Origin of the sequence: Kitasatospora sp. NPDC091276, from assembly GCF_040684355.1 — a bacterium.
GTDB lineage: Bacteria > Actinomycetota > Actinomycetes > Streptomycetales > Streptomycetaceae > Kitasatospora.
In genome coordinates this window covers 54,401-65,757 of sequence record NZ_JBFBFU010000008.1, presented here as the reverse complement: position 1 = coordinate 65,757, position 11,357 = coordinate 54,401, and the positions used below count along the sequence as shown (strand labels likewise).

Annotated in this window: 5 protein-coding genes; 1 reads left to right on the top strand and 4 read right to left on the bottom strand. The window is 72.3% G+C overall.

Annotated features, from left to right (window positions below):
* Positions 1-156: 156 nt before the first annotated feature.
* The gene (gene treS / locus AB0O19_RS12340) at positions 157-1,881 is read right to left on the bottom strand and encodes a maltose alpha-D-glucosyltransferase (protein ID WP_363619279.1); all 1,725 of its coding nucleotides are present in this window, start codon (positions 1,879-1,881) and stop codon (positions 157-159) included.
* On the bottom strand, positions 1,878-3,833 hold the full coding sequence (locus AB0O19_RS12335; RefSeq protein WP_363619373.1) for an alpha-1,4-glucan--maltose-1-phosphate maltosyltransferase: 1,956 nt from the start codon (positions 3,831-3,833) through the stop codon (positions 1,878-1,880). Before AB0O19_RS12335 ends, treS begins: the two co-directional genes overlap by 4 nt.
* 1,009 nt (positions 3,834-4,842) lie before the next feature.
* Here AB0O19_RS12335 and glgP point away from each other — a divergent pair.
* Positions 4,843-7,524, top strand: a complete 2,682-nt coding sequence (glgP, locus tag AB0O19_RS12330) for an alpha-glucan family phosphorylase (RefSeq protein ID WP_363619278.1) — start codon at positions 4,843-4,845, stop codon at positions 7,522-7,524.
* A gap of 25 nt (positions 7,525-7,549) precedes the next feature.
* Here the strand turns inward: glgP and AB0O19_RS12325 are convergent, their stop codons facing one another.
* Together AB0O19_RS12325 and AB0O19_RS12320 are read right to left on the bottom strand one after the other, a co-directional pair.
* Positions 7,550-9,406, bottom strand: coding sequence for an ABC transporter ATP-binding protein (locus tag AB0O19_RS12325; protein WP_363619277.1), 1,857 nt, complete (start codon positions 9,404-9,406; stop codon positions 7,550-7,552).
* Positions 9,403-11,223 (bottom strand): ABC transporter ATP-binding protein, encoded by a 1,821-nt coding sequence (locus tag AB0O19_RS12320; protein ID WP_363619276.1) that lies wholly within the window; start codon positions 11,221-11,223, stop codon positions 9,403-9,405. Before AB0O19_RS12320 ends, AB0O19_RS12325 begins: the two co-directional genes overlap by 4 nt.
* Between the last annotated feature and the right edge of the window lie 134 nt (positions 11,224-11,357).

Sequence of the window (11,357 nt, the reverse complement as noted above, 5' to 3'; positions counted from 1 at the left end):
GCGGCACGCGAGCGGGGCTCAGGTGTCACGCCTTCGTGTGGGTGGCCGTTGGGCTGTTCTCCGTACGCGGCGGTGCAGAGAACTCCGGGGGCGCAGGGGTTCAACTCGCGCCCCCGGAGGGTCTGGTGGTGCTGTGGGGCAGGGTGTGGCGGATCGTTACTTCGAGCGCCTGGTCCCGCTCAGCCGCGGCGGCTGCCGGAGCTGGAACCAGTAGAAGCCGTGGCCGGCCAGCGTGAGCAGGTAGGGCCACTCGCCGATGGAGGGGAAGCGCACCCCGCCGATCAGCTCGACCGGGTACCGTCCGCCGTACTGCCGCAGATCCAGCTCGGTCGGCTGCGCGAACCGCGAGAAGTTGTTCACGCACATGACCAGGTCCCCCTCGTGTTCGCGCACGAAGGCCAGCACGGCGGGGTTGCTGGAGGGCAGTTCGGTGTACGTACCGAGGCCGAACGCCGGATTGAGCTTGCGGATCTCGATCATGCGACGCGTCCAGTGCAGCAGCGAACTCGAACTGCTCTGCTGTGCCTCGACGTTGGTCACCTGGTAGCCGTACACCGGGTCCATGATGGGCGGCAGACTGAGCCTGCCCGGGTCGGCGGAGGAGAAACCCGCGTTGCGGTCCGGGGTCCACTGCATCGGCGTGCGCACGCCGTCCCGGTCGCCCAGCCAGATGTTGTCGCCCATGCCGATCTCGTCCCCGTAGTAGAGGACCGGCGAGCCGGGCAGCGAGAACAGCAGGGCGGTGAAGAGCTCGATCTGGTTGCGGTCGTTCTCCAGCAGCGGGGCGAGCCGGCGGCGGATGCCCACGTTGGCGCGCATCCGGGGGTCCTTGGCGTACTCCGCGTACATGTAGTCGCGCTCCTCGTCGGTGACCATCTCCAGGGTCAGCTCGTCGTGGTTGCGCAGGAAGATGCCCCACTGGCAGCCGCCGGGGATCTGCGGGGTCTTGCTGAGGATCTCCGACACCGGGTAGCGGGACTCCCGCCGCACGGCCATGAAGATCCGGGGCATCACCGGGAAGTGGAACGCCATGTGGCACTCGTCGCCGCCCGCGGTGAAGTCGCCGAAGTAGTCGACGACGTCCTCGGGCCACTGGTTGGCCTCGGCCAGCAGGACGGTGTCGGGGTAGTCGGCGTCGATCTCCTTGCGGACCCGCTGGAGGAACTCGTGGGTCTCCGGCAGGTTCTCGCAGTTGGTGCCCTCGCTGGCGAACAGGTACGGCACCGCGTCCAGCCGGAAGCCGTCGATGCCGAGGTCGAGCCAGAACCGCAGTCCGGCGATCATCTCCTGCTGGACGCGGGGGTTGTCGTAGTTGAGGTCCGGCTGGTGGGAGAAGAACCGGTGCCAGAAGTACTGCTTGCGGACCGGGTCGTAGGTCCAGTTGGAGGTCTCGGTGTCGACGAAGATGATCCGGGCGTCCGGGTACTGCTTGTCGTCGTCGGCCCACATGTAGAAGTCGCCGTACGGGCCGTCCGGGTCCGTCCGGGAGGCCTGGAACCACGGGTGCTGGTCGCTGGTGTGGTTCATGACGAAGTCGATGATCACGCGCATGCCGCGGGCGTGCGCGGCGTCGACGAACTCCATGAAGTCGGCGAGGTCGCCGAACTCCGGCAGCACCGACTTGTAGTCGGCCACGTCGTACCCGCCGTCGCGCAGCGGCGAGGCGAAGAACGGCGGGAGCCAGAGGCAGTCGACCCCGAGCCACTGCAGGTAGTCGAGTTTGGTGGTGAGCCCCTTCAGGTCCCCGACCCCGTCGCCGTTGCTGTCCTGGAAGGACCGCACCAGCACCTCGTAGAAGACCGCACGCTTGAACCACTCCGGGTCCAGGTTCTTCTTCGAGGTCTCCGGGAAGGTGTCGGGGACGGGCTCGTTCACAGTCACGCTGGGTTCCTCCGAACCGTGAGGAGGTGAGCCGGCTCGGCTGAGGGATCGAGCCGGACGTAGTTGTGCCGGCCCCAGGTGTAGACGGCGCCGGTGAGCTCGTCGTGCACCGCGTACGGGCCGTCGCCGTCGAGGGTGACGGTGGCCTCCTGGACGTGGTGCGGGTCGAGGTTGACCACGGTGACGACCTGGTCGGTGAGGCCCTCGGGGGTGGTCGCGGTCTTGGAGTAGGCGAGCACCTGGTCGTTGTCGGTGGGGTGGAAGCGCAGGTTGCGCAACTGCTGGAGGGCGGGGTGGCGCCGGCGCAGCCGGTTCAGCACGGTGAGCAGCGGGGCGAGGGAGTCGGTGCGGGTCCAGTCGCGCGGGCGCAGCTCGTACTTCTCCGAGTGCAGGTACTCCTCGGAGCCGGGGTGGGCCGGCTCGTCCTCGTACAGCTCGAAGCCGGCGTAGACGCCGTAGCTGGGGGCGAGGGTGGCGGCGAGCACGGCGCGGATCGCGAACGCGGCGCGGCCGCCGTGCTGGAGGTAGCCGTGCAGGATGTCCGGGGTGTTGGCGAAGAAGTTGGGCCGCATGTAGGCGGCGGCGTCACCGGTGAGTTCGGTGAGGTACTCGGTGAGTTCCGGCTTGGTGGTGCGCCAGGTGAAGTACGTGTACGACTGGTGGAAACCGATCTTCCCCAGGGTGTGCATCATCGCGGGCCGGGTGAAGGCCTCCGCCAGGAACACGACGTCCGGGTCGGTGCGGGCGATGTCGGCGAGCACCTTCTCCCAGAACGCCACCGGTTTGGTGTGCGGGTTGTCGACCCGGAAGATCCGAACGCCGTGGGACATCCAGAACCGGAGGATCCGGATGGTTTCCTTGACGATTCCTTCCATGTCCTGGTCGAAGTTGATCGGATAGATGTCCTGGTACTTCTTCGGCGGGTTCTCGGCGTACGCGATGGTGCCGTCCGCGCGGTGGCTGAACCATTCCGGGTGCTTGTTCACCCACGGGTGGTCGGGGGAGCACTGGAGGGCGAAGTCCAGCGCCACCTCCAGGCGCAGGGCCTCGGCCTCGGCGACGAAGTGGTCGAAGTCCTCGATCGTGCCGAGGTCGGGGTGGACGGCGTCGTGGCCGCCCTCGGGGGAGCCGATCGCCCAGGGCGAGCCGACGTCGTGCGGACCGGCCGTCAGGGCGTTGTCCGGCCCCTTGCGGAAGGCTCGCCCGATCGGGTGCACCGGCGGCAGGTAGACCACGTCGAAGCCCATCGCGGCGACGGCCGGCAGCCGCTCGGCGGCGGTGCGCAGGGTGCCCGAACGCGGTGGCTCGACGCCGCTCGGATCCACCACCGCGCCCTCCGAGCGGGGGAAGAACTCGTACCAGGAGCCGTACAGCGCGCGCTCGCGGTCCACCTGGAGCGGCAGCGGGCGGGAGGCGCTGAGCAGTTCGCGCAGCGGGTACCGGGCCAGCAGGTCCAGCACCTCGGGGGCGAGCGCGGCGGCCAGCCGGGACAGCGGCGGCAGGCCGGGGTCGCGCAGCGCGTCGGCGGCCGCCAGCACGTGCGCGCGGCCCTCCTTCTTCGGCACGCCGACCGCGGCCTGCTCCAGCAGCCGGGCGCCGTCCTCCAGGACCAGCGCGGTGTCGATCCCGGCGGGCAGCTTCACGGCGGCGGTCCGGCGCCAGGTGGCGACCGGGTCGCTCCACGCCTCGACCAGGTACGACCAGCGGCCGGGCGCGGTCGGGGTGACGTGCGCGCCCCAGCGGTCGGTGCCCTCGGCCAGCTCGCGCATCGGCGTCCACGGGCCGCCGCGGCCGCGCGGGTCGCGCAGCACCACGTTGGCGTTGACGGCGTCGTGGCCCTCGCGGAACACGGTCGCGGTGACCAGGAAGGTCTCGCCGACGACGGCCTTGGCCGGGCGGCGGCCGGAGTCGACGAGGGGGCTGACGTCCAGGACGGGGATGCGGCCGATCACGGTGTCGCTCTCTGTCGTCTTGCGGGCGGCGGGCTTGCGGGCGGAGGCCTTGCGCGGCGCGGCGCCGGAGTCGCCCTCGGCGGTGGTCCCGGCGGTCCCGGCGGCGTCGGCGGTGGCCTTCGCGGTGGCTGCGGCGCGGCGCGTGGTGGTGGTGCGCCTGCGCGGTGCCGCGGTCCGGCCCTCCTCGGCCCCGGGTTGTCGGGCCGCTTCGGCCGGCTCGGTGCGGACCGCCCCGGCGGCCCGCGGCGCCGGCATCGCCGGATCCGTCCGAGTGTCAGAATCCATCCGTCCGGCGGATTCCGCGACCGCTGCGTCGTGGCTGTCGGCCACCGGTGTGGACTGGTCCCGCGTGTCGCCGTGCATGTCAAACTCCTGCCCGAGATCGGCGGCAGCTCCCGCGGGCCGGGGAATGGGCCAGGGGAGTACCGGGAGGACTGCTGGGTGGGGAGGACGTGCGACCGGAAGCCTGCCCGCGCCGCCGTCCCCGGCAACCTGCCCGGCGCCCGCCGAGCCCTCGACGGGGGGCCCTGGAGCCGCGCGCGTCCCGGCGCGCGCCTCCAGGGGCACGCCCCTGGGCGACCCGGTCGACCCGTGAACGAGCAGGCCGAGTACGAGGACACGCGTCGGTGCGAGGTGAGCGCCGAATGGGCTAAGAAGAAGGGGAACGATCAACGCGAAAAGGATTCGGACGTGCTGCTTCAAGGCGGACGCCACCCGCCGCCGCACTCCCCGCAGCATCAACGACCTTGAGTCATCCTCGCACCGGGGACAAGACTTTTGCAGCGGTACGACAGTAGTTTCGGGCTTTGTCCTGAGCGGATGAGCCATCGGAAATGGACCTGTTCCGCAGTGTTCGTGCATTGGTAGCGCAGGACCCCGGAAATGTGCGCCGCGCGCGCCCCCCGTGCAGACCAATGCGCCGAATGCGATCTCATCAATAGGCCGAACGGATGCCCAATAGCCCACTTGACGCACTGTCATGACGGACATCGCGGCTACGCTTCACGCCGTGAAGGCAATCCGCAGATTCACCGTCCGCACCGTCCTGCCCGAACAACTCCAGCCGCTGCACGAGCTGGCCCTCAACCTGCGCTGGTCCTGGCACCCCGAGACCAGGGACCTCTTCCGGTCCGTGGACCCGGAGGTCTGGGCCGCGACCGGCGAGGACCCGGTGCGGCTGCTCGGGGAGGTCCCGGCCGCCCGGCTCGCCGCCCTCGCCGCCGACCGGCGGTTCCTGCGCAGACTCGGCGACCTCGCCGACGACCTGCGCGAGTACCTCAGCGGCCCGCGCTGGTACCAGGCCCAGCAGGAGGCCGGCGCCACCCCGCCGCCCGCCGCCATCGCCTACTTCTCCCCCGAGTACGGCATCGCCGCCGCGCTGCCCCAGTACTCCGGCGGGCTCGGCATCCTGGCCGGCGACCACCTCAAGGCCGCCAGCGACCTCGGCGTCCCGATCATCGGCGTCGGCCTGTTCTACCGGCACGGCTACTTCCGGCAGTCCCTCAACCGGGACGGCTGGCAGCAGGAGCGCTACCCGCTGCTCGACCCGGACGAACTCGCGGTCAGCCTGCTCCGGGAGGACGACGGCACCCCCGGCCGGGTCGACCTCGCGCTGCCCGGCGGCCGCACCCTGGCCGCGCACATCTGGAAGGCCCAGGTCGGACGGGTCCCGCTGCTGCTCCTCGACTCCGACATCGAGGCCAACTCGCCCGCCGAGCGCGACGTCACCGACCGGCTCTACGGCGGCGGCAGCGAGCACCGGCTGCTCCAGGAGATGCTGCTCGGCATCGGCGGCGTCCGCGCCGTCCGCGCCTACTGCCGGCTCACCGGGCACCCCGCCCCCGAGGTGTTCCACACCAACGAGGGCCACGCGGGCTTCCTCGGCGTCGAACGGATCCGCGAGCTGGTCTCCACCGGCTCACCCGGCCCCGACAGCGTCGGCCTGGACTTCGCCGCCGCCCTGGAGTCCGTCCGGGCCGGCACCCTGTTCACCACCCACACACCCGTCCCGGCCGGCATCGACCGCTTCGACCGCGAGCTGGTCGCCCGCCACTTCAGCGGCGACGCCGCGCTGCCGGGCGTCCCGGTCGAGCCGGTGCTCGCGCTCGGTGCCGAGACCTGGCCCGGCGGGGACCCGAAGCTCTTCAACATGGCCGCCATGGGCCTGCGGCTCGCCCAGCGCGCCAACGGGGTCTCCACCCTGCACGGCGAGGTCAGCCGCTCCATGTTCAACGGCCTCTGGCCCGGCTTCGACGCCACCGAGGTGCCGATCACCTCCGTCACCAACGGCGTCCACGCCGCCACCTGGATCGACCCGGCGGTCGTGCGGCTCGGCGCCGCCGAGATCGGCGCCGACCGCGCCGAGGACGCCATGACCACCGGCGACGCCAAGCGCTGGACCGGCCTGGAGCGGATCGGCAACACCGAGATCTGGGACCTGCGCCGCAGCCTGCGCGCCCAGCTGGTCGACGAGGCCCGCCGCCGGCTGCGCGACTCCTGGCGCCAGCGCGGCGCCGGCGAGGCCGAACTCGGCTGGGTCTCCTCGGTGCTCGACCCCGACGTGCTCACCATCGGCTTCGCCCGCCGGGTGCCCTCGTACAAGCGGCTCACCCTGATGCTGCGCGACCCGGACCGGCTGCGCGCCCTGCTGCTGCACCCCGTCCGGCCGGTGCAGATCGTGGTCGCCGGCAAGGCCCACCCGGCCGACGACGGCGGCAAGCGGCTGATCCAGCAGATGGTCGCCTTCGCCGACGACCCGGCCGTCCGGCACCGGATCGTCTTCCTGCCGGACTACGACATGGCGATGGCCCGGCACCTCTACCCGGGCTGCGACGTCTGGCTGAACAACCCGCTGCGCCCGCTGGAGGCCTGCGGCACCTCCGGGATGAAGGCCGCGCTCAACGGCTGCCTCAACCTGTCCGTCCTGGACGGCTGGTGGGACGAGTGGCACGACGGCCAGAACGGCTGGGCGATCCCCACCGCCGACGAGACCGGCGGCGTGCTCGACCCGGAGAGCAGCGAGGCCGAGCGCCGCGACGACATCGAGGCCGCCGCGCTGTACGACCTGATCGAGGACCAGGTCGCCGGCCGGTTCTACGACCGGGGCACGGACGGGCTGCCGCACCGCTGGATCGCCATGGTCCGGCACACCCTGGTCACCCTCGGCCCCAAGGTGCTGGCCGGGCGGATGGTCCGCGAGTACGTCGAACGGCTGTACACCCCGGCGGCGCTGGCCCAGCGGGAGCTGGCGGCGGCGGAGCACCACGGTGCCCTGGAGCTGGCGGCCTGGAAGGCGAAGGTCCGGGAGGCCTGGCAGGCCGTCCGGGTCGAGCACGTCGAGGCGGACTGTCCGGACGAGGCGCAGGAGCTGGGCAGCTCGCTGGCGCTGCGGGTGCAGGTCACGCTCGGGGCGCTGGAGCCGGGCGACGTCGAGGTGCAGGCGGTGTCCGGCCGGGTGGACGAGGCGGACGGCATCTCGGATGGCTGCGTGCTCGCCCTCAAGCCGGTCGGCGGGTCCGACCTGGACGGCCGGACCCGCTACGAGGGCTCGCTGGAGCTGTGCCGGACCGGCCCGTTCGGCTACACCGTCCGGGTGCTGCCGGCCCACCCCCGGCTGGCCTCCCCGGCGGAGCTGGGGCTGGTGGCCCTGCCCGCCGAGTCGTCGGGGATGGACGCGGGGGTGCTGCGCTGAGGCCCTGCCGGGGGGAGCGCCGGCCCTAGACCAGGCTGTCCCGCCAGGCCTGGTGGAGGGCGGCGAAGCGGCCGGATCCGTCGATCAGCTCCTGCGGGGAGCCGTCCTCGACGATCCGGCCCTGCTCCATCACCAGGACGCGGTCGGCGATCTCCACGGTGGAGAGCCGGTGCGCGATGATCACCGCCGTCCGGCCGGCCAGCACCGTGCGCATGGCCCGCTGGACGGCCTGCTCGCCGGGGACGTCCAGCGAGCTGGTCGCCTCGTCCAGGATCAGCACCGACGGGTCGGCGAGCAGGGCGCGGGCGAAGGCGACCAGCTGGCGCTGCCCGGCGGAGATCCGGCCGCCGCGCTTGCGCACGTCGGTGTCGAAGCCGTCCGGGAGCGCGGCGATGAACTCGTACGCGCCGATGTCCCGGGCGGCCTGCTCGACCTCCTCGCGGCCGGCGCCGGGGCGGCCGATCGCGATGTTCTCGGCGACGGTGCCGGAGAACAGGAAGGACTCCTGGGTCACCATCACCACGCCGCGCCGCAGCTCGGGGGTGGCGAGGTCGCGCAGGTCCACGCCGTCCAGCCGGATCCGGCCGTCGGTCGGGTCGTAGAAGCGGGCCAGCAACTTGGCGACCGTCGACTTGCCGGCGCCGGTCGCGCCGACCACCGCCACCGTCTGCCCGGCCGGGATCACCAGGTCGAACGGCGGCAGCACCTGCTTGCCGGTGCGGTAGGCGAAACGGGTCTCCTCGAAGCGGACCTCGCGCCCCTTGCCGGCGGCCTGCGGCAGTTCGGCGGGCGCGGCCGGTTCGGCGACGGTCGGCTCGTGGGCGAGCAGGCCGGCGATCTTCTCCAGCGCGGCGGCGGCCGACTGGTAGCTGTTCAGGAACATCGCCAACTGGTCGATCGGGTCGTAGAGCCGGCGCAGGTAGAGCACGAAGGCGGTGAGCACGCCCAGCTCGACCGTGCCGTCGGCGACCAGGTAGGCACCGAGCAGCACCACGCCGGTGGTCCACAGGTTGGCGGTGACGCGGGAGAGGCCGACGTAGCGGGCGATCTCCAGCAGGCCGTCCGCCGTCGCGGTGGCGGACTGCCGGTTGACCACGGCGAAGGCCTCGTCGTTGGCCTTCTCGCGGCGGAAGGCCTGCACCGGGCGGATGCCGTTCATGGTCTCGGTGAAACGGACGATCAGTGAGGCGGCCGAGGTGCGGGAGCGGCGGTAGACCCGGCGCGAGCGGCTGCGGAAGGACCGGGCGATCAGCGCCAGCGGCAGGATCGACGCCAGCGAGACCAGGCCGAGCCGCCAGTCCAGCACCAGCAGCAGCACCGAGATGTAGCAGACCGACAGGAGGACGGTCAGCAGCTCCTGGAGGCCCTCGGAGAGCAGCTCGCGCAGCGCGTCCACGTCGCTGGTGGCGCGGGAGATGATCCGGCCCGAGGTGTAGCGCTCGTGGAAGTCCAGGCTCAGCCGCTGGGCGTGCCGGAAGATCCGGCCGCGCAGCTCCAGCAGGATGTCCTGGTTGACCCGGGCGCTGATCTTGATGAACGCCCACTGCAGCAGCAGGCTGAGCAGCGCGCAGCCCAGGTAGGCGCAGACCACCGCGATCAGCGGGCCGCTGTCGCTCTCGCGCAGTGCTGGGATGCCGCGGTCCATCGCGATGGCGACCAGCAGCGGGCCGGACTGCAGGGCCGCCTGCTGGATGAGGATCACCAGCATCGCGACGGCGATCCGGGCCCGGTGCGGGCCGAGCAGCGAGCGCAGCAGCGCCCGGGGCGCGCCGGGCGGGACGGGGATGTCCTCCTCGTCGGCCGGGGGCGGCGGCAGCTGTTCCTCGACCGGCTCGGCGGTCTCCCGTTCGGCGGGGCCGACGGGCGAGATGGTGGTGGTCATCGGGTGGTGCCCCCCTCGGAGACCAGGACGGCCTCGGGCATCGGGGCGGACTCGCCCGACATCAGTTCGCGGTAGTGCGCGCAGTCGCGCAGCAGGTCCTGGTGGGTGCCGACGGCCTCGATCCGGCCGTCGGAGAGCACCGCGACCCGGTCGGCGAGCAGCACGGTGCTCGGGCGGTGGGCGACCACCAGGGCGGTGGTGGCGCCGAGGACCTGGCGCAGCGCCCGTTCGACCAGGGCCTCGGTGTGCACGTCGAGGGCGGAGAGCGGGTCGTCCAGCACCAGGAAGGCCGGGTCGCCGACCACCGCACGGGCCAGGGCGAGGCGCTGGCGCTGGCCGCCGGACAGGCTCAGGCCCTGCTCGCCGACCTCGGTGTCCACGCCGTCCGGGAGCTTGTCCACGAAGGAGGCCTGGGCGGTGGCCAGGGCGGCGCGCAGCTGCTGGTCGTTCGCGCCCGGGGCGCCCATCAGGACGTTCTCCCGGACGGTGGCGGAGAACAGGGTGGGCTCCTCGAAGGCGACCGCGACCAGCTCGCGCAGCCGCTCCCGGGGGAGGTCGCGGATGTCCCGGCCGTCCAGGGTGATGGTGCCGGCGGTGGCCTCGTACAGGCGGGGGAGCAGCGCGGTGAGCGTGGTCTTGCCGCTGCCGGTGGCGCCGACCAGGGCCATCGTCTCGCCGCTGCGGATGTGCAGGTCGATGCCGGCCAGCAGGTCGGGGGTGTCGGCGGGAGCGTCGGGGTAGCGGAAGCGGACGCCGGTGAAGCGGATGCCGTCGGGGGTGGCGCCGAGGCCGTCGGCGGTGCCCGGGTCGGCGGTCTCGGGCTCGTCCAGCACCTCGAAGAAGCGGTCGGTGGCGGTGGCGGCCTCGTTGGCGTAGGCGAGCAGCCAGCCCAGGGACTCGACCGGCCAGCGCAGCGCCAGCGCGGTGGAGAGGAAGGCGACCAGGGTGCCGGCGCTCAGCTCGTCGTGGGCGACCAGGTAGGCGCCGGCGGCGAGGGCGCAGCCGAGGGCGATCTCGGGCAGGCCGACGATGACCGCCCAGAGGTTGGCGAGCAGCCCGGCCTTGCGCAGTTCGGTGCGGCGCAGGTCGTGGGCCTGGGCGCGGAAGCGCTCGGCCATCGAGCGGTGGCGGCCGAAGGCCTTGAGGATGCGGATGCCGAGGACGGACTCCTCGATGACGGTGGCGAGGTCGCCGTTCTGGTCCTGGGCGCGGCGGGAGGCGCCGGAGTAGCCCGCCTCGAACCGCCGGGTGAGCACGAACAGCGGGACGGCGGGCAGCAGGATGATCAGGGCGAGCCGCCAGTCCTGGGTGAACATCACCGCCGTGCCGGCGAGGAACATCACCGAGTTGACGACCAGGAAGACCAGCGGGAAGGCCAGAAACAGCCGCATGGTGTACATGTCGGCGGTGGCCCGGGAGAGCAACTGGCCGGATCCCCAGCGCTCGTGGAAGGAGATCGGCAGCCGCTGGAGCTTGGCGAAGAGGTCGCCGCGCATGGCCGTCTCCAGCCCGGCCAGCGGGCGGGCCAGGACCACCCGGCGGGTGTAGAACAGCGCGGCCTCGACCAGCCCGAGGACCAGCAGCAGGCCGATCAGCGGCCAGAGTCCGCTCAGGTCGTGTTCGGCGAGCGGGCCGTCGACGATCCGGCCGAGGACCAGCGGGACGCCGAGGACGCTCAGCATGGCGACCAGGGCGGCGGCCACCGAGGTGGCCAACCGGCGGCGGACGGCTCGGGCGTAGGGCCACAGGCGCAGGAGGGAGCGGACCGTGGAGCGGTGCCCGGTCGCGGTGTCGTCGTCTTGTCGGTTCTCGGCCATCGTCGTGAGGGTAGGACGAGGTCGCGTCATTTCTCATCAGGTTTTTCACCCCTGACAGAACCCTTCGGCGAGAACCGGCCACCCGTACGGGTGGGGCGCGGGTGAACGGCGGGGCGCGTGGGGCCGGCCGCACG